The 20,906-nt window shown below is 47.9% G+C and carries 23 protein-coding genes, 1 pseudogene and 1 riboswitch; of the genes and pseudogenes, 13 read left to right on the top strand and 11 right to left on the bottom strand.

Annotated features, from left to right (window positions below; all coding sequences use genetic code 11):
• The first annotated feature begins 67 nt into the window (after window positions 1–67).
• The 5 genes from GGR41_RS05715 (at window position 68) to hslU (ending at window position 4,210) form a co-directional block, all read left to right on the top strand.
• Window positions 68–541, top strand: coding sequence for a Fur family transcriptional regulator (locus tag GGR41_RS05715; protein ID WP_167661024.1), 474 nt, complete (start codon window positions 68–70; stop codon window positions 539–541).
• A 74-nt stretch (window positions 542–615) separates the two neighbouring features.
• Window positions 616–1,683: a CobW family GTP-binding protein gene (locus GGR41_RS05720; protein ID WP_229711043.1), complete on the top strand. Its 1,068-nt coding sequence runs from the start codon at window positions 616–618 to the stop codon at window positions 1,681–1,683.
• A gap of 78 nt (window positions 1,684–1,761) precedes the next feature.
• Window positions 1,762–2,199: an RNA polymerase-binding protein DksA gene (gene dksA, locus GGR41_RS05725; protein ID WP_077734451.1), complete on the top strand. Its 438-nt coding sequence runs from the start codon at window positions 1,762–1,764 to the stop codon at window positions 2,197–2,199.
• A gap of 122 nt (window positions 2,200–2,321) precedes the next feature.
• On the top strand, window positions 2,322–2,855 hold the full coding sequence (hslV, locus tag GGR41_RS05730; protein WP_077734450.1) for an ATP-dependent protease subunit HslV: 534 nt from the start codon (window positions 2,322–2,324) through the stop codon (window positions 2,853–2,855).
• Between the two features lie 23 nt (window positions 2,856–2,878).
• The gene (hslU, locus tag GGR41_RS05735; RefSeq protein WP_077734449.1) at window positions 2,879–4,210 is read left to right on the top strand and encodes an ATP-dependent protease ATPase subunit HslU; all 1,332 of its coding nucleotides are present in this window, start codon (window positions 2,879–2,881) and stop codon (window positions 4,208–4,210) included.
• Window positions 4,211–4,309: 99 nt separating this feature from the next.
• Here the strand turns inward: hslU and GGR41_RS05740 are convergent, their stop codons facing one another.
• Entirely contained in the window at window positions 4,310–4,612 is a 303-nt protein-coding gene (locus GGR41_RS05740; RefSeq protein ID WP_167661025.1) for a copper-binding protein, read from the bottom strand.
• 122 nt (window positions 4,613–4,734) lie between these two features.
• On the opposite strand from GGR41_RS05740, the gene GGR41_RS05745 reads away from it, so the two are divergent.
• Window positions 4,735–5,169: a GNAT family N-acetyltransferase gene (locus GGR41_RS05745; protein ID WP_167661268.1), complete on the top strand. Its 435-nt coding sequence runs from the start codon at window positions 4,735–4,737 to the stop codon at window positions 5,167–5,169.
• Between the two features lie 49 nt (window positions 5,170–5,218).
• Here GGR41_RS05745 and GGR41_RS05750 read toward each other — a convergent pair whose 3' ends face one another.
• Entirely contained in the window at window positions 5,219–6,097 is an 879-nt protein-coding gene (locus tag GGR41_RS05750; RefSeq protein ID WP_167661026.1) for a MurR/RpiR family transcriptional regulator, read from the bottom strand.
• Between the two features lie 176 nt (window positions 6,098–6,273).
• Between GGR41_RS05750 and GGR41_RS05755 the strand changes: the two genes are divergently transcribed.
• Together GGR41_RS05755 and GGR41_RS05760 are read left to right on the top strand one after the other, a co-directional pair.
• Window positions 6,274–7,626, top strand: a complete 1,353-nt coding sequence (locus GGR41_RS05755) for an aspartate aminotransferase family protein (protein ID WP_167661027.1) — start codon at window positions 6,274–6,276, stop codon at window positions 7,624–7,626.
• Between the two features lie 16 nt (window positions 7,627–7,642).
• Complete coding sequence (locus tag GGR41_RS05760) at window positions 7,643–8,185, top strand: carboxymuconolactone decarboxylase family protein (RefSeq protein WP_167661028.1); 543 nt, start codon at window positions 7,643–7,645, stop codon at window positions 8,183–8,185.
• Window positions 8,186–8,221: 36 nt separating this feature from the next.
• Here the strand turns inward: GGR41_RS05760 and GGR41_RS05765 are convergent, their stop codons facing one another.
• The 4 genes from GGR41_RS05765 to GGR41_RS05775 form a co-directional block, all read right to left on the bottom strand.
• Window positions 8,222–9,808: an ABC transporter substrate-binding protein gene (locus tag GGR41_RS05765; RefSeq protein WP_167661029.1), complete on the bottom strand. Its 1,587-nt coding sequence runs from the start codon at window positions 9,806–9,808 to the stop codon at window positions 8,222–8,224.
• A gap of 142 nt (window positions 9,809–9,950) precedes the next feature.
• A complete protein-coding gene (locus tag GGR41_RS13035; protein WP_209279756.1) occupies window positions 9,951–10,082 on the bottom strand; it encodes a putative transporter small subunit in 132 nt (43 codons plus the stop codon).
• A 14-nt stretch (window positions 10,083–10,096) separates the two neighbouring features.
• Complete coding sequence (locus tag GGR41_RS05770) at window positions 10,097–11,767, bottom strand: sodium:solute symporter family protein (RefSeq protein WP_167661030.1); 1,671 nt, start codon at window positions 11,765–11,767, stop codon at window positions 10,097–10,099.
• Between the two features lie 492 nt (window positions 11,768–12,259).
• Complete coding sequence (locus tag GGR41_RS05775) at window positions 12,260–13,123, bottom strand: ATP adenylyltransferase family protein (protein ID WP_167661031.1); 864 nt, start codon at window positions 13,121–13,123, stop codon at window positions 12,260–12,262.
• Window positions 13,124–13,252: 129 nt separating this feature from the next.
• Between GGR41_RS05775 and eco the strand changes: the two genes are divergently transcribed.
• From eco to GGR41_RS05790, 3 genes are read left to right on the top strand one after another with little or no spacing between them, the layout of a single operon-like run.
• A complete protein-coding gene (gene eco, locus GGR41_RS05780; protein ID WP_167661032.1) occupies window positions 13,253–13,777 on the top strand; it encodes a serine protease inhibitor ecotin in 525 nt (174 codons plus the stop codon).
• Window positions 13,778–14,140 (top strand): CidA/LrgA family protein, encoded by a 363-nt coding sequence (locus tag GGR41_RS05785; protein ID WP_229711041.1) that lies wholly within the window; start codon window positions 13,778–13,780, stop codon window positions 14,138–14,140. It begins immediately after the preceding gene.
• Complete coding sequence (locus GGR41_RS05790) at window positions 14,127–14,864, top strand: LrgB family protein (RefSeq protein WP_167661033.1); 738 nt, start codon at window positions 14,127–14,129, stop codon at window positions 14,862–14,864. The genes GGR41_RS05785 and GGR41_RS05790 overlap by 14 nt, the downstream gene beginning before the upstream one ends.
• Before the next feature lie 13 nt (window positions 14,865–14,877).
• On the opposite strand, the gene GGR41_RS05795 is transcribed toward GGR41_RS05790, so the two are convergent.
• Window positions 14,878–16,122: an RNA-guided endonuclease InsQ/TnpB family protein gene (locus GGR41_RS05795; RefSeq protein WP_167661034.1), complete on the bottom strand. Its 1,245-nt coding sequence runs from the start codon at window positions 16,120–16,122 to the stop codon at window positions 14,878–14,880.
• Window positions 16,123–16,143: 21 nt separating this feature from the next.
• On the opposite strand from GGR41_RS05795, the pseudogene tnpA reads away from it, so the two are divergent.
• Window positions 16,144–16,554, top strand: a pseudogene (gene tnpA, locus GGR41_RS05800) (IS200/IS605 family transposase); the annotation flags it as partial.
• Between the two features lie 80 nt (window positions 16,555–16,634).
• Here the strand turns inward: tnpA and GGR41_RS05805 are convergent.
• From GGR41_RS05805 to metX, 4 genes are all read right to left on the bottom strand, one after another.
• Window positions 16,635–17,252 carry a trimeric intracellular cation channel family protein gene (locus GGR41_RS05805; RefSeq protein WP_077734438.1) on the bottom strand — a complete coding sequence of 206 codons (618 nt, stop codon included), beginning with the start codon at window positions 17,250–17,252 and terminating at the stop codon, window positions 16,635–16,637.
• Complete coding sequence (locus GGR41_RS05810; RefSeq protein WP_167661035.1) at window positions 17,249–18,487, bottom strand: muropeptide transporter; 1,239 nt, start codon at window positions 18,485–18,487, stop codon at window positions 17,249–17,251. The genes GGR41_RS05805 and GGR41_RS05810 overlap by 4 nt, the downstream gene beginning before the upstream one ends.
• Window positions 18,488–18,499: 12 nt before the next feature.
• The gene (gene metW / locus GGR41_RS05815; RefSeq protein WP_167661036.1) at window positions 18,500–19,111 is read right to left on the bottom strand and encodes a methionine biosynthesis protein MetW; all 612 of its coding nucleotides are present in this window, start codon (window positions 19,109–19,111) and stop codon (window positions 18,500–18,502) included.
• On the bottom strand, window positions 19,108–20,325 hold the full coding sequence (metX, locus tag GGR41_RS05820; protein WP_167661037.1) for a homoserine O-succinyltransferase MetX: 1,218 nt from the start codon (window positions 20,323–20,325) through the stop codon (window positions 19,108–19,110). Before metX ends, metW begins: the two co-directional genes overlap by 4 nt.
• Window positions 20,317–20,395, bottom strand: a riboswitch (SAM riboswitch). (Overlaps the previous gene by 9 nt.)
• A 202-nt stretch (window positions 20,396–20,597) precedes the next feature.
• Here metX and GGR41_RS05825 point away from each other — a divergent pair.
• A complete protein-coding gene (locus GGR41_RS05825; RefSeq protein WP_167661038.1) occupies window positions 20,598–20,837 on the top strand; it encodes a response regulator transcription factor in 240 nt (79 codons plus the stop codon).
• The last annotated feature ends 69 nt before the right edge of the window (window positions 20,838–20,906 follow it).

The following is a 20,906-nucleotide window of genomic DNA, read 5'->3' on the forward strand; positions in this document are numbered from 1 at the left end:
GTTAATAATTAGGTATCTCTTTTTTTGATATGTTATAACATAACTGTATTGTGTTGATCCAGACTTTATGCCTATTCATGTCCTTACCCCCCAAGCGATTGAGCAACAATTAGCGATTGCAGAACAACTATGCAAACAGCGACAAAAGCGCTTTACGCCCATCCGCAAACACGTCCTCAAGCTACTCATTAAAGCGCAACGCGGTCTTAAAGCCTATGAATTGCTTGACTTAGTCAAGCAAGAACAGCCAAATGCGGCGCCCCCCACGGTGTACCGTGCGTTAGACTTTCTGACCGAAGAAGGGCTAATTCACCGCTTAGATGCGATCAATGCGTGGACAGCGTGTGTCGATGTGGCAGGCGAGCCACACGATTTACTAGTGGTTTGTACTCAGTGCGGTACGGTTGCCGAGCTACGTGCCCCACGGTTAAGTCAACAAATTACTGATTGCATTGTGCAGGCAGGTTTCGCTTTATCTAGCCCCGAAACAGAATTACGCGCGCTTTGCTTGAACTGCTCTAAAGCGCCCCCATCTGTCTAAGCATATTTTTTGTTATTTGCGCTTCAGTCCTTGCTGTGCTGTAATCGCTTAAATTTCTCATAAAGGCTTCACTTATGACCATTGCTCTAGAAAAAATGGTGCCTGTCACTGTTTTAACCGGCTTTTTAGGGGCAGGAAAAACCACTTTACTCAAGCGCATTTTGTCCGAATACCACGGGCGTCGTATTGCGGTGATTGAAAATGAGTTTGGTCCTGAAAATATCGATAACGAGCTTCTTGTCCAAGAACAAGACGAAGAAATCATCGAGCTCAGCAATGGTTGTATCTGTTGTACAGTACGTGGCGACTTGATGCGTACGCTTAATGATCTACGTATAAAACGTGAAAACGGCGAGCTCACCTTTGAACGCGTCATTATCGAAACCACAGGCATGGCAAACCCAGGGCCGGTGTGTCAGACATTTTTTATGGATGATCATATTGCTGAATACTACCGTCTTGATGCGGTGGTGACGGTGGTCGATGCCAAGCACGGCATGGACACCCTCGACAAGCAAGACGAGTCTCAAAAGCAAATTGGCTTTGCTGACCGAATTCTGATTTCTAAAAAAGACTTAGTCAGCGATGATGAATACGAACGTTTACGTAAACGCATCATTCGTATTAATCCCCGTGCTACTATCACTGCTGTACATTTTGGTGAAACCGACTTAAAAGAAATTTTAGATATCAGTGGCTTTAATCTGAATGCCGTTTTAGACATTGACCCCGATTTCTTAGCGGTAGATGATGCGCCTCATGATCATGGTCATCATGACCACGACCACGCTTGTGACGCAACGTGTGATCACGATCATGCACATCATAATCATGCGCCTCACCAAGACAGTGTCAGTGCGTTTGTATTTAAGTCACGCCGACCTTTTGACCCAGACCGTCTAGAAGACTTTCTAAGCGGTGTGGTACAAATATACGGCCCTGACTTATTACGCTATAAAGGTATTATTTACCTGAAAGGGGCAAACCGTCGTATGCTTTTTCAGGGCGTACACATGATGATGGGAGCCGAACCCGGCAAACCGTGGCTAGGCAAAGAGAAGCCTGAAACCAAGCTCGTCTTTATTGGCCACAACCTGCCAAAAGACGTCTTCATGCAAGGTTTAGAGCAATGTCTAGTTTAATCTTTGTTTTTAGCCTAAACTTCCAAGGCTTAACATAGGCAGGAGCTTTAGCTCCACGATGATAAAAAGGGAACTATCATGGCAAGCAATGTCAGTACAAACCCAGATCAACTGTTAACAGTGGACGAACTCTTAGCAATGCCCGAATCCGACTATATGAATAGTCAGCAACTGGCATTTTTTGAAAATCGCTTACGCGAGCTAGAGCAAGAAATTCTCGCAAACGCCGGTGCCACTACCGAAAACTTGCGTGAAACCCAATTCGTTCCTGACCCTGCTGACCGCGCTACCATCGAGGAAGAGCACGCCTTAGAACTACGTACACGTGACCGTGAGCGTAAATTACTGAAAAAGGTACAGCAGTCCTTAACGCTTATTGAAACAGGCGAATACGGTTGGTGCGAAGAAACAGGCGAACCCATTGGTTTACAACGTTTACTTGCACGTCCTACGGCCAATCTATCTCTAGAGGCCCAAGAGCGTCGCGAAAAACGTCAAAAGCTGTATGGCGATTAAGTCTTAGCTCTAATGCTCGCTTTGCCATTTGAAAGCCACTCCTTGAGTGGCTTTCTGCATTGGTGCTCTTGAATTCAAATTGCTTGCCCCCACGTATAGAAAACACAACGCAAAGGATCACAATGGAACAATATCACGCCACTACTATTATTGCCGTACGTCGCGGCAACGAAGTCGCTATTGGCGGCGACGGTCAAGTTACTCTAGGCAACGTGGTCGTTAAAGGTACAGCTCGCAAAATTCGTCGTCTGTATCGCGATCAGGTTCTGGCCGGCTTTGCAGGTGCTACCGCCGATGCCTTTACGCTCCAGGAACGCTTTGAAGCCAAACTAGAAAAACACCATGGTCATTTATTACGCGCCGCTGTTGAGTTAACTCGTGATTGGCGTACTGACCGAGTTTTACGTCGGCTTGAAGCCATGCTTATTGTGGCAGACAAAGAGCACACCTTAATTCTGACAGGCAATGGCGATGTGTTAGAGCCCGAAGATGGCTTAGCTGCTATTGGCTCTGGTGGCTCTTACGCGCAATCAGCAGGTTTGGCTTTATTGCATAATACCGATTTAAGCCCTGCTGAAATCGTCAAAAAATCCTTAGAAATCGCCGGTGATTTGTGTATTTACACTAACCAGAATCACGTCATCGAAACTTTATAATTACTTAGTGTTAGGTTGTCTATATGTCAGCAACTACCATGACCCCCGCTGAAATCGTTTCCGAATTGGACAAAAATATTGTTGGCCAAAACAAAGCCAAACGCTCTGTAGCCGTTGCTTTACGCAACCGTTGGCGTCGGCAACAAGTTGCCGAACCGCTGCGCAACGAAATTGTTCCCAAAAACATCTTAATGATTGGGCCTACTGGCGTAGGAAAAACAGAAATTGCACGCCGACTAGCTAAATTAGCCAATGCGCCTTTTATTAAAGTCGAAGCCACCAAGTTCACCGAAGTGGGCTATGTAGGGCGTGACGTAGAGACCATCATCCGCGATTTGGTCGATGCCTCTGTCAAACAGACGCGTGAAATTGAAATGCGTCGGGTACGCACTCAAGCAGAAGACGCCGCCGAAGACCGTGTGCTCGATGCGCTTTTGCCTCCAGCGCGTAATGCGATCGGCGAGCCCGAGCGTGAAGAAAGCACCACGCGCCAAACCTTCCGTAAACGCTTACGCGAGGGCAAGCTAGACGATACTGAAATTGATATTGAGGTAGCTCAAGGCATGCCTCAAATGGAAATCATGGCGCCTCCCGGCATGGAGGAAATGACCGAGCAGTTGCGCAGTATGTTTGCTGGCCTAGGTCAAGACAAAACCAAAAGCAAAAAAATGAAAGTCAAAGAGGCCTACAAGCTTTTGGTCGAAGAAGAAGCCGCAAAACGGGTTAACGAAGAAGAACTTCGAACTGCTGCAGTGCGCAATGCTGAGCAAAATGGGATTGTCTTCTTAGATGAAATTGACAAAATCACTGCGCGTGAAGGCAATACCAGTGGTGAAGTATCACGCCAAGGTGTACAGCGCGATTTACTGCCTTTAGTAGAAGGCACGACCGTTAATACCAAGTACGGTGTGGTGCGCACCGATCATATTTTGTTTATTGCTTCGGGTGCCTTCCATTTATCACGCCCCTCCGATCTCATCCCCGAGCTCCAAGGGCGTTTTCCTATTCGTGTAGAACTGGATTCATTAACGGCTGATGATTTTGTTCAAATCCTTAATGACACCGACTCTTCATTAACCAAGCAATACGCTGCCCTCATGGCTACCGAGTCCGTCAACCTTGAGTTTAAAGAAGACGGGATCCGTCGCTTGGCTGAGCTGGCTTTTGAAGTGAACGAGCGTACAGAAAACATTGGAGCACGACGCTTGTATACCGTCATGGAAAAACTGCTTGAAGATTTGTCTTACGACGCTGGCTCTAAGGGCGAGATGGCAGTTACGGTTGATGCCGCGTATGTGAATGAACAACTCGAAGAAACGGCTGCAAGTCAGGACTTAGCACGTTATGTGTTATAAACCCACTATCTAAGCCAACACCAAGGACGCCGTTTGGCGTCCTTGTTGGTTAAAGGCAAATCACATGCTGTCAAACGGCAAACAGGCCGCCCCACCTATTTATTTATTTATTTTAATAATCACATACTGATCATTACGGCGCTCGGCGGTAAATTTCACTTTATCCCCAGGCTCTATGCCAGCTAATTGGTCCATTTGAATCAAGTACACCAATGTCATGGCAGGTAACTGCAAGGCCTCGATACTGCCGTGCTTTAATGTGATTTTTCCTGCTTCGGCATCAATACGCCGTACTTCGCCTGAGGCGCTGCCTTGTTGGGCCTGAGCAGAGCTGACCACGGCCATGGTACCAGCTAACACCAAGCCAACGGCCGCTACAGAACGAATAGATACTAAAGACATAGGTTTCCCCTTAAAATAAAGCTCAATTCATTTTACAACGAGGTTTTAGTGTGAACGAAGTATTTGGCAACTATGTATTGCGCGCCGCTACCCCTGATGATGTACCCCAAATTGTGAATCTCATGCGTGATATGGCTGAATTTGAAAAACTGCTGGATCAGTTTCAAGCCACCAACGAACTAGTACATCACAGCCTTTTTACTGCGGCACCTACCGCCCGTGCATTAGTTATCACCCCCAAAGACCAGCCTAACCACCTCGTCGCGTATATTTTTTGGTTTCATAATTACTCTACCTTTAAAGCTAAACGTGGTCTGTATTTGGAAGACATTTACATTGCGCCTGAACACCGCGGTCAAGGCTTAGGTGGTTTTGTGCTAAGACAATTGGCTCAAAAAGCCATCGAACTCGATTGTGGGCGGTTTGAGTGGGTCGTATTAGATTGGAACCAAAACGCCATTGATTTTTATGAGCATCATGGGGCTCAGGTATTACCCGACTGGCGTATTGTGCGCGTAGAAGATAAAGCACTTATCCAGTTAGCGCGTGCCTCTTAGCCATTTCCATCGCCTATTCACCCCGAGGTCGATGAACTCGACCTCTGCTTTATTTCCAATAAGCCCCAGTTTGATGCAACTGATTTTCTGCCGCATGCAGCCCACTTAAAGCCTTTTTTCCCGTCCGAGCTAAAATCTGCTCAATTAACCCTTCTACCAATGCCATAGCGGCAGTACTAGACGGAAAAAAAGAAGGCACTGAAGTATCAAATATCAACGTACATTCGGCTTCTAAAGCAATGGGTGCAACATGACTGTCACAGATCGCAATCACCTTGCAGCCACTTTCTATTGCCGCTTCATAGACACGTACACTTTCTTGTGAGTACGGCGCAAATGCCACTAGTACCACCACGTCACCCGCTTGAAAGTCACGCAGCTCCATCTCTAATGTTCCTGCCTCAGTACGAATCATGGTGACGCTGGAACGAAACAAACGATACAAATAATAAAAGCTAAAAGCGGCGGCATGTGAAGCACGGAAACCAGCCACATGTACCCGTTTCGCTTTCACTATGGTTTCAACTGCTGGTTTTAATGGTGCCGCGTTAGCGGTGGCTAAATGCTGTACATTTTGGGCCTGAGCCTGAATCACCCGATTAAACATGCTAGATGAGTTACGGCTGCGCATCACGGCTTCAGCTTGCTCGGTGTACGTCATGGGCGTTTGACGCAAAGACTGTACAAAGATTTCCTTTAACTCGGACCAACCTGCATAGCCAAGCGATTGAGCTAAACGTACCAGCGTAGCCGGTTGTACACCCGCCTGCGTAGCAATGGTGCGCATTGATGCAATGGGGACGTCGCCAGGCTTATCGATTAAGTAACGTGCCCCTATTTGAAACTGAGGTGGCATGGACGCATAGTCCGCCTGTAATAACTGAATTAAGCCCTCTAAATCCTGAGGTGTTCGTTTTTTCTTTCCCATTCTTTGACCCTATCGCCGCAGATGCGGCATTAAGACAACAAATCCAATGATTCATAGTGTTTCCTATGGCTCAACCTTTGATTTATTTGTTTCAGGCGCTATGCTATAAGAAACGAATGTATCTTATAAAAGCATTACGCAACACTTGATCCAGACCTTTTATAAAGTAGGTTGCCATGACACACGTATTCCATCGTAATCCAAATCATTCCTTGCCTACTGCCATAGCAGGCGAAGGGATCGAGCTCATTGACCAAAACGGCAAACGCTATATAGATGCCTCCGGTGGTGCGGCAGTCTCTTGCTTAGGTCATAGCCATCAAGACGTTATTCAAGCTATCCATCAGCAAATTGATGCGGTGGCGTATGCACACACTTCCTTTTTTACTAATGAAGCCGCCGAAGAGTTAGCAACCTTTTTAGCGGAGCGTGCTCCGGGCGACCTAAATCATGTGTATTACGTGTCCGGTGGCTCCGAAGCCGTAGAAGCCGCTCTAAAACTAGCGCGCCAGTACTTTGTCGAGTTAAATCAACCTTCCCGCCGACTCTTTATTGCCAGACGGCAGAGCTATCATGGCAATACCCTGGGCGCCTTAGCAATTGGTGGTAACGCGTGGCGTCGAGCGCCATTTTTACCCTTGCTGACGGAAGCGCATCACGTTTCCCCCTGTTATGCCTACCGCGATCAAGCAGAGTATGAAACGGAACAAGACTATGCATTACGTTTGGCAGCAGAGCTAGAGCAGAAAATCCTAGATTTAGGCCCCGATAACGTGGCGGCTTTTATTGCTGAGCCTATTGTAGGCGCTACAGCCGGGGTATTACCCCCAGTTCAAGGCTATTTGCAAGCAATCCGCGATGTGTGCGACAAATACGGCGTACTGTTGATCTTCGACGAAGTCATGTGTGGCATGGGCCGCACCGGTCACTTGTTTGCTTGCGCTGAAGACGGTGTTGCCCCAGACATTTTAACTATTGCCAAAGGGTTAGGCGCTGGCTATCAGCCTATAGGGGCCATGTTAGCGAGCAGTAAAATTTACCACACCATCGTCAATGGGTCGGGATTTTTTCAGCATGGTCATACCTATATGGGCCATGCAACCGCTTGCGCTGCTGCGCTCGCAGTACAAAAAGTCATTGAGCGCGATCATCTTTTGGCCAATGTGCAAGCACGTGGCGCCCAACTACGCCACGAACTGCACGAACAGCTTGATGCCCACCCCAATGTAGGCAATATTCGCGGCCGTGGTTTAATGGTAGGCATTGAATTAGTCGCTGACAAGTTTACTAAAACACCACTCGAGCACACCGCCAAAACGCATGCTAAGCTGCGTAAAGTCGCTATGGAAAAAGGGCTTTTACTTTATCCAATGGGCGGCACCGTAGACGGGGTGCATGGTGATCACATTTTACTGGCCCCGCCTTTTATTTGTGATGCTACCGATATCACTCGCATCGTCGAGCTTGTTAGCGCTACCATTCACGAGGTGTTGCCTTGTGTTGTTGAACCTGTCGCTCTTCGCGCATAACGTTGGGAAATTCACCATGGCTCGCTTGCCGTATGCAGACTTAAATAATCCCGCTATTCATGACCTCGTCACTCAAATTGAGGCCGAACGAGGCAGTGTGATCCATCTGTACCAAATGCTTTTGCACAGCCCGGCGGTGGCTCAAGGCTGGCTCAATCATCTCACGGGGATCCGTCTTAAAAGCCAAGTATCAGGTGACTTACGCGAACTCATTATTATGCGGGTCGCCATTATCAATCGAGCGCCTTACGAAGCAGACCAACACGCGCCTATTGCCCTAAAAGAAGGCGTCACCCAAGAGCAATTGGATGCACTCCCCAACTGGCAAGATCACACTGATTTGTTCTCTGATAAAGAACAAGCCGTATTGGCCTATACCGATGCCATGACCCGTGACATTCAAGTGCCCAATGCCGTGTATGAGGCAATTGCCACCCAGTTTGATGCGCAAACCGTAGTAGAGCTGACGGCAACTATCGCGACTTATAATATGGTATCGCGCTTTTTAGAGGCCTTACATATTCACAGTGATGACATCAATCACACACCTATTCCCTAGTTTTCTATTACTGCGGTTTAAGGGCGCTAAGCCGCTTTAATGATTAGGGTAAACATCTTGAGGCAAAGTGAACTGATCAACTCGACCGTCATAACGTATGCTTTGCTTCATCGCCCAAGTAGATAGCTCAAATAAAATAGGCAAAATACCGTAATCCGTTAGCACTTCGGCGGCGGCCTCCTCAAGCACCATAGCACGTTGATCCTCGTCTAAGGTGCGCATGGCTTGGCGAATGAGCTCATCCAAACGAGGGTTGCTGTAATGACTCCAGTTGGTAATGCCTTGGCCCAGTGCCGGGTCTGGCGTCATCGTTAATGCAATCAGCGGATTGCTCATTTCGCCCGTCACGGCAGACCAACCGGATAAATAACTGCTAAACGCATACTGGTCGCGCTGCTTGAAAAATAAGGCAGGCGTGAAAAGCTCGACTTGCACTTCCACCCCAATTTGAGCCCACATCTGGGCAATAGCTTGGGCTAATTGCTCGTCATTGCGGTAACGCCCTACTGGCGCCCCTAGCGATAACGTAAAACCACGAGGATACCCGGCTTGTTTTAATAGCTCTCGCGCTTGGTCTAGATCGGGTAAGGGCGCTAAAGCAAAGCGTTCGCTTGTGCCAAAATTGGGATAACTTAATAAATTGCCTGCGGCTTGAGCAATTCCTTGCATCACCGTTTGAACTAAGGCTTCACGATCAATAGCGAGTGACAAGGCTTTACGCACACGCTGATCAGAAAGTGGGTTTGCTCCATTCGTATTTTTCATGCCCTCTGGAAGATCCGGGCCTTGATTTAAACTAACGTATAACAAACGTAGTGAAGGCATCTTCTGAATGAAAATAGAAGGCATTTTTTCTAATCGTGCAATATCCGCCACAGGCGGCGCTTCGATTATATCCACCACTCCTGTTACTAATGCCTCAACACGTTTGTGCCCATCTGGAATAGGCCGAAATATAACCCGGCTCCACGGGGGCTCGTCAGCCCAATAATACGGATTACGAGTGAGTACGAGTTCAGTGCCTTTGTGCCAGTGATCAAGTTGATAAGGGCCCGTGCCCGCTAAGGTTTTGCGATGGTCTAAAGGTGCCTGACCTAGCTCTGCTAGCCCCTCCTGCTGAGCCAAGCGTTGCGATAGGATGGGGATCATGGCTAAGTTGGCTAACAAAACCGGAGCTGGCCCATCAGTTTCTATTTGGACGGTGTGCTCATCCACCGCCACCACGCTTTTTACCTGATTTAAATATAGCGCATAGGAAGAAGGGCTATTACGAATTTTAAACACACGCTCGTAACTGTAGACCACGTCAGCTGCGGTAAAAGGGGAGCCATCACTAAATTGCACATTAGGTCGCAAGTGAAAAGTCCAGATGTTTCCTTCCACCTGCCACGATTGAGCTAACGCAGGAACCGCAACAGATTGACTATTTTTTCTTATGAGCGGGTCGAATAAGGTGGCCGCCAACTGAACATTGGGCGTAAACGACTGATAATGAGGATCAATCGCAGTGGGCTCGTCTTGGAGAGCCACCGTCAGTGTTTGTGCATGCAGCGCTGAAACACTAAGCCCTAACACATAGATTAGGCGAATAACCCTCTGCTTAGTTTTGGTAAATAGCGCCATGGTGTCCTCCTGAAATGCTGTGCCGAGGCCTCTTCCCCTCTTACTAATAGTTGCATTGTAATCGTCCCGCCTTATTGCGTGTTTTTTTTCACAAAAAACCCCAAAGCAAGGCTTTGGGGTTTTTGCTGTGCAATGTCTAAACTTAGAGCATTTCGCGCCCTTCTCGCTTTGCAGCGCGAATGTCTCTAAATAAGGAAACCAGCAATAAGACCAATATCCCTGCTGACATGACTGGCCAAATTAAAATATAAACAGATAAGGCAGTTAAGCTCATGGAATACCTCTTAATTAGTTTTGGGGTTGCGTAATGTTCATGACGGCTTCTTGCTCCTCGTGGAAAGCCGTCACTCGCTCGGATAAGACAGAAAAATCAAAACGTTCTGTGCTTCTCCAGCTCATCAGCACACAAACAAATGCGCTCACGCCATAGGATGTTAATGAACCTAGCAACACCGTGTAGTCACGCAAAAACCCAACAAAATAGTACATCGACACAAAGGTGACTAAGGCGGCAACCACTACCGCCACAATACGTGGGAAGAAAGCAAATGCCATTAAGCCAGCCACTACACCAGCACCAATTGAGGCAGCCACCTCAAAAAACACCCCTATGGCTCCAGTTAAAGGTACGAGCTCAAAGCGGACTAAAGTAAATAAGAGCACGGCACTAACGACGGAAGTGGTGAAAGCACGGTTTGTCACGCGATCCCAGTAAAAGCTGACAATGACAGGGAACACAATCGCCCCCCATAAGGCTCCCACAAAAACCAGCATAACAAGAATATCCAAGCGTAAGCTTGCAAACACCACACCCAACATCGTGGCAATAATCATCGTAAAGCGCCCCCACCACAACATACGCTGTGGGTTGGGTTTGCCTTTAGCAACGTTCTTACCATAGATATCGGTCATGACAATCGCCGAAAGCGCACATAAGTCGGCATCAGCGGTAGAAGACAACGACCCCACGACTAAAATAAAAAACAGCGCAATACCCAAAGGCGGCAAGTACATGGATGCCATCTGCGGGATGATATTGTTCATGTCCCCATTCGCTGGCTGAATGCCTGCAAACAGAGCCAATAAACCCAACATACCTAAACCAATTACCACCGCCCCATAACCAATGGTAGCAGTCAAAAAGGTAGAGCGAATTAAGTCTTCTCTGACAGCAAATAAGCGCTGCGCAATCGTCTGATTACCAATGGCGTAGGCTAAGACAGCCACAAAATAAGGAGCCCCCTGTTCTAATATTGCAGTAGTAGAAAAGAAATTCGCTTGTTCTGCACTCAACCGCCACATGTTATCGGCAAGAAAATCCGTGCCGCCAGCGTTATAAAAAATCAAAGGAATGATGACTACAGCGGCCAAAATCATGGCAACAAGCTGCGCAAAATCAGTTAATACCGACGCTCTAAAACCAGACCATAAGGTATAGGACAGCACACCCAAGCCAGCAATTAAGACCCCTTGAATAAAGCTGAGTGGACTTAGGACTGACACCAGCGCCCCTGCAGCAGTGAAGTTGACCATCAAGCTGATACAACTACCAACCAGGTTTGAGCCTGCCATAATCAGTTGACTGGAACGACCGTGACGAGCATGAATAACCTCGGCAAGGGTATGTGCCTCGGGAGCGAGCTTTCTAAAGCGGCGTCCAAAGGGGTAAATAAACAAAATCATCAGAGCGCCCCAGAACCCATAATGAATGGGACCGGATAAGCCGTATTTAAACCCAGAGGTCGCGCTAGCATAAAAAGAAGCCGCCCATATCCACGTAGCAATCATGCTGGCAGCAGATAGACCAAACCCAACGGCGCTATTTGAGACCATATAACCATCTACGTTCTCATTACGACGACTGATCATTAGTGACATTAAAAATGTCAATACATAAAACCCAACCAGCAATAATAATGCGGTGGATGTTTTGAGCTGAAAAAACTCCGTTTCTCCCATTTTTCTTCTAACCCTTCTGCGTAAGCCACATCTTTTTTGGATTTATACATAGATGTTTGGCAACGCGCCGTTTGCGCATCAATACGATGGGCGGCACGAACCCCACGCTGAAGCACACACTGCACGCACCTTAGGTACGCAACTACACCCCTTCGAAAGAAGGAGAAGAATTACAAGACGCCATGACGTAAAGGCTATTGTCCAAGTAGGACAATTTTTAATTCGTCCACCTTTTCAGGGGCGGAGTGTTTTTGGAACGCTTCGAACGGATACCGTTACAAAGGTTAAGCGTGTGTTCAGCTCTAAGAGCCTAGTGACGTATGCCACTACAAATGAAGGTGAATAAGAAATGAAACCTATATAAAAACAAATTCATTTATTATGCACCTGCTCTTGGTCATAATCTGGCTAAAAACTAGCCAAGCTATGCAAAATACAGCCAAACCTTAGCATAGCCATTTAATCTTTGTCAAGAAAGGTGCCAAGCCGTAACTAGGTGGAAACAGCAGCTAAAACCTGCGTAACGCCCTGCTTTTTGACGAAATCGATGTGCTCTTTTTCTCGGACATAAATGACTCCTGCAAAGGAAAGCGCATTTAAAGAAATATCGTTGATGTGGTTTTGGCTGCGGGGCACAATTAAGAGCCAACCCTTTTGGATCAATAAATTTAACGGCGGCATAAAGCCTTGGGCGCACTGCTGCAGTTGCATCTGCTGACATATACGTTGATAGCCTTGGTAAAGGTCTCGGGCATACTCGTAGGGATCGGATGACGGTTCGATATATGTAAATGCATGAGGAAAAGGCCAATGCCGTTGTTGTTGGGCCTGGTATTCGAGCTCGGGGTCTAACTCTTTTACAAAGGGCATTAGACTGGCGTTCGTTGGCGCATCGGGTAGCCATTGCACGTGCAAATGATGTTGGCTAGCGCCGGCTTCGGGGCCACCATTAAAAAAGCCTAACCCACCGTATTCTGTCAGCAAGAGACTTAACGCTAAGAAGTCTTCGTACTGAAGACGACTACGCTGATCGGCGTAATCCACACGCGGTATGACTAGGTGTTGAGCGCACACTGGAAACTTATTGAGCACCGCATGATGGTAGTCACCGAGCTTGCCGACAGTTAAGGTAGGATCAGGGGGTAAAAACGGGTTAAAATTGGCATGCTGAGTGCCGCCCGGGAACCCTTTGGGTGCCCCATTTGCTTTGGTCGACAAAGCAGGTACCCAACAAATTTGAAAATTCACATCGTGAGTTGGGACTGCTTCGGCATGGAACTTAATAGGTTGTAATACACCGGCTTGTAAAGCGTGTTCCATGCATTCATTCATGCTCTGCATAAACGACGTCATCATGAGTGTCTCCAGTTTTACGGTCTGATTTAAAGGTAAACCACCTTTAATTTGATGAGGCCATTAGGTGTTTAACACTACGGTTTTGGGCCGTTTTGTCCTGGTCGCTTCTTCTTTTTATAGAGTTTTATTATGCTGCACTCTACGCAATTACACACATGGCTTAAACCCTTAGGTATTGCATTGGCTTGCTTTTTTCTCAACACGTCCAATGCCCAAGAAGCCCCTCCCGACGACGCTGAACCCAGTACTGCCTCTGTGCTCGATGCCTTCCCTGCCCCCCAGTCTGGCTACACGCGTCATGTCATTCATCTGCCCATTGGCAATTATGAAAACAATCTCAAAATAGAGCTCTTAGCAGGAAAAGTCCAAGAAACGGACTGCAACCCTAGCCATTACACCGGCCAATTTGAAGAAAAAATCCTAGAGGGCTGGGGCTACAACTATTACGAACTTAAAAACGTAGAGGGCCCTGCCAGCACTAAAATGGCCTGTCCCGATGACAAACAGTCTTTGCAGTTTGTTCCTGTCCAAAGTAACGGTTCATTATTACAATATAATAGCAATTTGCCCGTTGTGGTGTATTTACCCGAGGGGCTTGAATTACGTTGGCGGACTTGGGTCGCTACGCCTTATAACACCGCCTTAACTGAATAAATGGCTTTTATTATTGCTTTTATGACCCTGCTGCTGTTTCAGCTGGCAGGAGAGATGCTTGTGCACCTTTTTGCTATTCCTTTGCCTGGCCCATTAGCTGGCATGCTATTACTGTTGCTGGCTCTTATTATACGTAAGCGTGTACCGCCTGCTTTGGCCACCACATCGAGTTGGCTCGTTTCGCATTTAATGCTGCTTTTTATTCCGGCGGTAGCAGGTGTGATGGCGTCGTTTGGACAACTCAAAAAAGAATGGTTGCCTTTTATCGTAGCGGGGGTAGTAGGCACACTGATTACTCAGATAATCACTGCTTATTGTTTATCTTGGTTTTTAAAACGCCGCCGTTCTCATGAGTCCATCTAGTATTAGTTCCATCTGGAGTGCCTTACAAACTAGCCCATTGTTATGGCTAACTATCACGCTTGTGGTGTATATCATTAGCGTTAAACTGTATCAACGTCTCCGTCAGAATCCATTGGTTTTGCCTGTGTTTACATCCGTGTGTGTAATAGTTAGTTTATTACTCATCACTAAAACAGACTATGAGACCTATTTTTCTGGGGTACAGCTGCTTCACTTTTTAGTTGGACCCGCTACAGTAGGCTTGGCTATTCCGCTTTATCATCAATTACCTAAGCTAGTTGCTTTATGGCGTCCCTTAAGTATTAGCTTAATTATTGGCGCACTAACCGGGCTATTAAGCAGTGCTTTGCTTACCGTAAGTCTAGGCGCTAGCCCAGAACTTATCATCTCGCTACTACCCAAATCCACGACCATGCCTATTGCTATGGCGATTTCAGAGCACTTTGGTGGCAACCCGTCGTTGACTGCTGTATCTGTTGCCTTAACGGGCATTATTGGCAGTGTGATTGCACTACCCGTCTTTTACTTGCTGCGTATTGATGAACCCGCTGCTAGAGGGGTGGCAATGGGCGTCTCGGCGCATGCTATTGGCACCGCACGCTTAATTCAAGTTGACGAGGGCATGGGCGCTTTTTCTGCTTTAGCGATGAGTGTAACCGGGGTACTAACGGCATTATTTATGCCGTTTATCGTCCAAGCCTTGGCAGCGCTGCAGTGGTTTTGACATCCTCCCCCGCCTAAAGGCCGGGGATTCCTACAGCGCTCAAGGGAGGCATTGAGCCCCCAGAGTCGCTTCGGTGGGTTCCTGCTGCTGGCGGCATGACTGCACCGCTCACTTCACAGGCGAACTGGGCGTGTCCCGCCCTTAATACATTGATCGCACCAACCACATCGGCATGCTCCTCGAAACTGCATTGCACACAGGCGAAGGCCGCTTGCGTAAGGCGATTTGCTTTGCTGCAATGCCCACATTCAGGGCAGGTCTGACTGGTGTAGTGCGGTGGTACAGCGACAAGCCAACCTCCTACCCACGCCATTTTGTACTCTAGTTGACGGCGGAACTCGAACCACCCTTGATCCAAGATGGCTTTATTCAGACCGGACTTGGCCCGAACGTTTCGCCCCGGTGCATCTGCTGTGCCTGCTGCCGACTTGCTCATGTGGCGTACCTGCAAGTCCTCGATACACACCATCGCGTGGTTTTGGCTGATAGCGGTCGTGGCTTTATGTAGGTAGTCGCGGCGGGCGTTGCCGATGCGGGAGTGAATACGCTGGACGCGGGCTTTCGCCTTTTTCCAGTTGTGGCTGAATTTGATTTTGCGGCTTAATGCTTGCTGCGCTTTACGCAGGGCGGTTTCGTGCCGCTTGAAACGGTTGAGCGGTGCATAGTACGTGCCGTCTGAGAGCGTGGCAAACCGTGCCACACCCATATCGATGCCAACCGCTGACGTGCCCTGCGGAACCGGTGGCTCGACGTCACGTTCGGTCTGGATGCTGATGAACCATTTGCCCGCTTTATGACTTACCGTGACATTTTTCACCGTGCCCAGTACCTCGCGGCTGTTGCGGTAGCGTACCCAGCCCAGTTTCGGCAGAAAGATACGACTGTTTTCCTGATCGAGTTGGCATCCTTGCGGGTAGCGGAAACGGTCTGACTGGCCTTTTTTCTTGAAGCAGGGAAAAGCGGCGCGTTTGGCAAAGAAATTCTTGTAGGCACGCTCGAGGTCTTTAAGCGTTTGTTGCAAGCACTGGCTTGGCGCGTGTTTCAGCCACTCTGTTTCCTTATCCTTCTTCCAAGCGGGCAGGAAATTAGCCAGAACGGTATAGCTGAATTTCGTCGTGCTGTCGGCGGCATAACGGTCTTTTTGCCATGCCAACGCCCTATTGAACACGAAACGACACGCACCAGCAAAGCGGCGCATATCGCGTCGCTGAGCGCCGTTAGGCTTGAGTTCGTATTGATAGGCTTGCAATCGTTTCATGCTAAGAATTATACTTAGTCTATGAAGAAAAACAACGCCATTAGACGCGGTAGACACTGTGTTTTTAACATGCACGTTCACTTGGTCTTTGTGACAAAGTACCGCGGTGGTGTGTTCACCAAAGAAATTCTTGACGACTTGCGTGACCTCTTTGCGGGCGTCTGTTCGGACTTTGAGGCAGAATTGGTAGAGTTCGACGGTGAGGATGACCATGTTCACTTGTTGGTCAACTATCCCCCCCAGGTCGCCGTGTCGGCACGGGTAAATAGTTTGAAAGGCGTATCAAGCCGGATGATTCGCAAAAAGACGTATCCGAGCCTTCACAACAAACTCTGGGGTGGCGCCCTCTGGTCGCCGAGCTACTTTGCCGGAAGCTGTGGCGGTGCGCCTATCGAGATCGTCCGACAATACATTGAGCAACAACAGACGCCAAGCGGATACGAAGACGCTAGCGCGTCCGCGCTATTCATCTGCGCCCTGAACGGCGGGGTTTTCCGCGCGATTTGATAAAACTATTTCCAATCGTCTCTATACACAAACTGCGGCATTTGCCAGTTAAACCGTAGCGCTAAAAAGCGCAATACTAGCCCAATGCCCATAGGTACTAACATACTGGCTAATTCAGGTAGCTCATAATGAATAGCCGCCATATATAGCCCCCCTGTAACCATCGATACACTGGCGTACATTTCTTTGCGAAACAATAACGGGATGTCATTACATAAAATGTCGCGCAACACCCCTCCTGCACACCCTGTCAACATCCCGCTTAGTAAGATAATGGTCACGGGCAACCCCATATCTATACCAATTTGACAGCCCAATACGGTAAAAGTCACTAAGCCCAACGCGTCTAGCGCTAAAAATAACTTGTGTAAGTGCCGCATCATACGTGCCGTAAAAGCCGTAAATAAAGCGGCACCAGCAGTCATCCATAGGTATTCAGGGTGCGCCACCCAAACGAGCGGATAATGCCCTAGCAGTACATCACGTACAGAGCCCCCACCTAATGCGGTAATGCAAGCAATAACACAGACCCCCACCCAGTCCATGTCTCGTCGCCCAGCGGCTAAAGCCGCTGTCATGGCTTCTGCGGTAATAGCGATTAGATAGAAAATAAGGAGCATCATAACGTTTCGTGCTTATCCATAGAAATAATCGCGGCGCGTTTACTCCATAAAAGCCATAAGCCAGGTAGCGCCAACACCACGGTGACTAGGAAAAAAACAGGCCAACCTAATGATTCAACTAACGGCGGTGTTAATGGCCCCGCTAAATAAGTGCGCCCTACTGCAGATAAAGCCGAGAGTAAAGCAAACTGAGTCGCCGAAAACTGTTGATTACATAGCGCCATAAGCAACGCCACAAAGGCGGCGGTGCCCATTCCCCCACAGAGATTCTCTAGGGCAACAACAGCCCCCATCCAAAATAAGCTTTGATCGCTAATGGCTAAATACCAATAGCCTAGGTTGGATACGGCCTGCAATAGCCCAAACAGCATTAATGATCTAAATAAACCCAGACGATCCATGAGCGCACCGCCGATTAATGCGCCAATAATGGTGGCGGCCAAGCCAAATATTTTGTTAATGGTGCCAACTTCTGAGACACTGAAGCCTGCGCCACGGATCAAAAAAGTGGTGGATAACGCCCCCGCAAAGGCATCGCCTAGTTTATAAAGGACAATCAATACCAAAATGCTAAGGGCTTCGGGTCGTTTAAAAAACTCGACCAGCGGCTCGATGACCGCTAAACGTAAAGTCCGGGGCGGTGCTACGGTGACTTCGGGTTCGGGAGCTAATAGCGTAGCAAATACACAAACGGCCATGACTCCCCCCATCATCATGTACATGCCGTTCCAACCAAGCCATTGGTCAGCAATAACCAGAGCCAAGCCACTAGAAAAAATCATCGCTAAGCGATAGCCCAAGACTTTTACCGCCGCCCCCGCTGCCCGCTCATTGTTGCGGAGCACGTCAGTACTGTAGGCATCAAATGCAATGTCTTGGGTTGCTGACATAAAGGCGACGAACACCGCCACTAAGGCGATCCAACCTAATTGCTCTGAGGGATTAAACAAGCCCATCAAAAAAATGGACGCAGCCAATACAAGCTGACTCAGGGCAATCCAGCCGCGTCGGCGTCCTAATAAAGGAACGGCATACCGATCAATAAGCGGTGCCCATAAAAACTTTAATGTATAAGCCGACCCCACCAAGGTTAAAAAACCAATTTGCGTCAGTGGCGCATTGGCGACTGTGGCCCACGCTTGTAACGTGCCACTCGTCAGTGCCAGAGGTAATCCGCTGGCAAATCCGAGGATGAGTAAAGGGAAAACACGAGAGCTTAGATAGACATGGGACACAGCGGCACCGAGTTAAGAGTGAGCAAATGGCGACTCAAACCGATAAACGGCCAATGTCCCCCGTAAACTGGGTAACCAATTCACTTCATTTTTACCATTAAAGACGACTCGGTCAGTAATACGTAGCCCTAAAGCCTTAGCGAGATCTTCAAAATCGCGTAAGGTACATAAGTGAATATTGGGTGTGTTGTACCACTCGTAAGGCATTTCTTTAGAGACAGGCATGCGGCCTGCCAAGATAGACAGTCCGTGGCTCCAGTGGCCAAAGTTAGGAAAAGATACGATGCCGTAGCGAGCTACCCGTGCCATTTCACGTAAGATGTGCTCAGTATTAAGCATGGACTGCAAAGTTTTAGACAGCACAACTGTTTCAAAATGCTGGTTTTCAAACAAGGCTAAACCTTCTTCGAGGTTTTGCTGCACCACCGCTACCCCACGGCGTACACTGGCGACCACGGCTTCAGGGTCGCGCTCTATGCCCGTGCCATGCACCTGTTTTGTCTGCTGTAAGTAAGCAAGTAGTTTGCCATCGGCACAACCAAGATCTAACACATCGGATTTTGGTTGAATCCAACTGGCTATACGAATTAAGTCTGGACGTTGGGCTAAGCTTACTGCCGTCATGCCAATACTCCTGTTGTGCGTTGACGCGCACCCAACCCTAACTGTTCTGCAATTTGGTCGTAATACCCTTGAACCACGCCGTGATAGCGTCTGTCGTCAAGTAAAAAAGCATCGTGGCCATGCGGAGCATCAATCTCGGCATAGGTCACACTGGTTTTGTTTTTTAACAACGCCTGCACTATTTCCCTAGAGCGCTCGGGCGTAAAACGCCAATCTGTCGTGAACGACACCACTAAGAAACGCGCTGTGACCTGCGCTAGACTGCGAGCCAAGTCACCCCCCACATGACGTGCGGGATCGAAATAATCTAGAGCACGGGTAATAAGTAAATACGTATTCGCGTCAAAGTATTTAGAAAATTTTTCACCTTGGTAGCGCAAATAGGACTCTACCTCGAACTCCACATCGTAGTTGTAACGATACTGACCACTATCATTTGGGTTGCGCTGAGCACGACCGAATTTTTCAGCCATGACCTCATCGGATAAGTACGTGATATGGCCTAGCATGCGCGCTACGGATAGACCACGCTTAGGAACCGTTTGATACTTGTGGTAGTTGCCATCATAAAACTCGGGATCAGTAATAATGGCTCGACGCGCTACCTCGTTAAAAGCAATGTTTTGAGCACTTAATCGTGGTGTACTGGCAATCACAATGCAGTTTACTAGACGATCGGGACAAGTAATAGCCCAGCTTAGGGCTTGCATGCCGCCTAATGAGCCACCCATCACGGCGGCAAATTTCTTTATACCCAAGTAATCGGCTAAGCGGGCCTGAGCATGCACCCAGTCTTCTACCGTAAGCATTGGAAAACTGGCCCCCCAAGGCTCGCCGGTGACAGGGTTAATGGAGGCCGGCCCGGTTGAGCCAAAGCAAGAACCAATGTTGTTGACACCAATCACAAAAAAGCGATCGGTATCTAAGGCCTTGCCAGGCCCAACCATGTTATCCCACCAACCAATACTGTCAGGATTTTGCGCATCAAAGCCGGCCACATGATGAGAAGCATTAAGCGCGTGACAAATCAACACGGCATTGCTGCGGTCCGCATTGAGTTGACCATAGGTTTGAATAGCGAGCTCATACTGCGGTAAAACGTGTCCGCTTGATAAATGCAGCGGCTCATCAAATTGGATGAACTCAGAGTGCACTAGACCCACTGAGCCTTCGGGAATAGAAAAAGATGTATCAGTAGTAGATATTGAGACCATTTATGGACCTCTTTAGCTGGATTTATGGAGCGCCCGCAAGCGGATCAAGCAAATCGGCGCCAACAATAATAACTAATGAGTTTACCACCTTGAACGACAAAATACAGACGTAACTAGCAGCATTACGTCGGTGCTGCCTACTGTGACAACTACGTAAGGATTAATACTAGACCCAAAACACTTGAATAATTTGTAGAAAAACACAAACATTAGACACTATGAGAAAACTTTAGATACATTTTTACGATTTTTAGATTTAAGGATGCAATAAGATGAGAAAAAGACCCTTAAGCCCTAAAGAAAGAGAATGTTTGTACTGGGTTGCTTTAGGTAAAACCTCCGAGGAAATCAGCCACATCTTAGGACTAAGCCCTCATACTGTTAATTTTCATATTCGCAACTGCTTTATTAAGCTCAATGTCTCTAGCCGACCCGCAGCCATAGCTAAGGCACTGGCTCACTCTTTATTGGCTTTACCCGAATCCTCGCCAGTCGTCTCTAGACGTTCTTAACTCTAGTTTAATCAGCCCCTTACTCGCCATATAAAAAAGGGTTTTCATTGCAACTGATAACCCTTGTAC

It is taken from the genome of Paenalcaligenes hominis (assembly GCF_011927625.1).
GTDB classification, from domain to species: Bacteria; Pseudomonadota; Gammaproteobacteria; order Burkholderiales; family Burkholderiaceae_B; genus Paenalcaligenes; species Paenalcaligenes hominis.

What these genes read in the sequence shown, in the direction of transcription:
- GGR41_RS05715 (WP_167661024.1), top strand. Translation starts at nt 68, where the DNA reads ATGCCTATTCATGTCCTTACCCCCCAAGCGATTGAGCAACAATTAGCG.
- GGR41_RS05720 (WP_229711043.1), top strand. Translation starts at nt 616, where the DNA reads ATGACCATTGCTCTAGAAAAAATGGTGCCTGTCACTGTTTTAACCGGC.
- dksA (WP_077734451.1), top strand. Translation starts at nt 1,762, where the DNA reads ATGGCAAGCAATGTCAGTACAAACCCAGATCAACTGTTAACAGTGGAC.
- hslV (WP_077734450.1), top strand. Translation starts at nt 2,322, where the DNA reads ATGGAACAATATCACGCCACTACTATTATTGCCGTACGTCGCGGCAAC.
- hslU (WP_077734449.1), top strand. Translation starts at nt 2,879, where the DNA reads ATGTCAGCAACTACCATGACCCCCGCTGAAATCGTTTCCGAATTGGAC.
- GGR41_RS05740 (WP_167661025.1), bottom strand. Translation starts at nt 4,612, where the DNA reads ATGTCTTTAGTATCTATTCGTTCTGTAGCGGCCGTTGGCTTGGTGTTA.
- GGR41_RS05745 (WP_167661268.1), top strand. Translation starts at nt 4,735, where the DNA reads ATGCGTGATATGGCTGAATTTGAAAAACTGCTGGATCAGTTTCAAGCC.
- GGR41_RS05750 (WP_167661026.1), bottom strand. Translation starts at nt 6,097, where the DNA reads ATGGGAAAGAAAAAACGAACACCTCAGGATTTAGAGGGCTTAATTCAG.
- GGR41_RS05755 (WP_167661027.1), top strand. Translation starts at nt 6,274, where the DNA reads ATGACACACGTATTCCATCGTAATCCAAATCATTCCTTGCCTACTGCC.
- GGR41_RS05760 (WP_167661028.1), top strand. Translation starts at nt 7,643, where the DNA reads ATGGCTCGCTTGCCGTATGCAGACTTAAATAATCCCGCTATTCATGAC.
- GGR41_RS05765 (WP_167661029.1), bottom strand. Translation starts at nt 9,808, where the DNA reads ATGGCGCTATTTACCAAAACTAAGCAGAGGGTTATTCGCCTAATCTAT.
- GGR41_RS13035 (WP_209279756.1), bottom strand. Translation starts at nt 10,082, where the DNA reads ATGAGCTTAACTGCCTTATCTGTTTATATTTTAATTTGGCCAGTCATG.
- GGR41_RS05770 (WP_167661030.1), bottom strand. Translation starts at nt 11,767, where the DNA reads ATGGGAGAAACGGAGTTTTTTCAGCTCAAAACATCCACCGCATTATTA.
- GGR41_RS05775 (WP_167661031.1), bottom strand. Translation starts at nt 13,123, where the DNA reads ATGATGACGTCGTTTATGCAGAGCATGAATGAATGCATGGAACACGCT.
- eco (WP_167661032.1), top strand. Translation starts at nt 13,253, where the DNA reads ATGCTGCACTCTACGCAATTACACACATGGCTTAAACCCTTAGGTATT.
- GGR41_RS05785 (WP_229711041.1), top strand. Translation starts at nt 13,778, where the DNA reads ATGGCTTTTATTATTGCTTTTATGACCCTGCTGCTGTTTCAGCTGGCA.
- GGR41_RS05790 (WP_167661033.1), top strand. Translation starts at nt 14,127, where the DNA reads ATGAGTCCATCTAGTATTAGTTCCATCTGGAGTGCCTTACAAACTAGC.
- GGR41_RS05795 (WP_167661034.1), bottom strand. Translation starts at nt 16,122, where the DNA reads ATGAAACGATTGCAAGCCTATCAATACGAACTCAAGCCTAACGGCGCT.
- GGR41_RS05805 (WP_077734438.1), bottom strand. Translation starts at nt 17,252, where the DNA reads ATGATGCTCCTTATTTTCTATCTAATCGCTATTACCGCAGAAGCCATG.
- metW (WP_167661036.1), bottom strand. Translation starts at nt 19,111, where the DNA reads ATGACGGCAGTAAGCTTAGCCCAACGTCCAGACTTAATTCGTATAGCC.
- metX (WP_167661037.1), bottom strand. Translation starts at nt 20,325, where the DNA reads ATGGTCTCAATATCTACTACTGATACATCTTTTTCTATTCCCGAAGGC.
- GGR41_RS05825 (WP_167661038.1), top strand. Translation starts at nt 20,598, where the DNA reads ATGAGAAAAAGACCCTTAAGCCCTAAAGAAAGAGAATGTTTGTACTGG.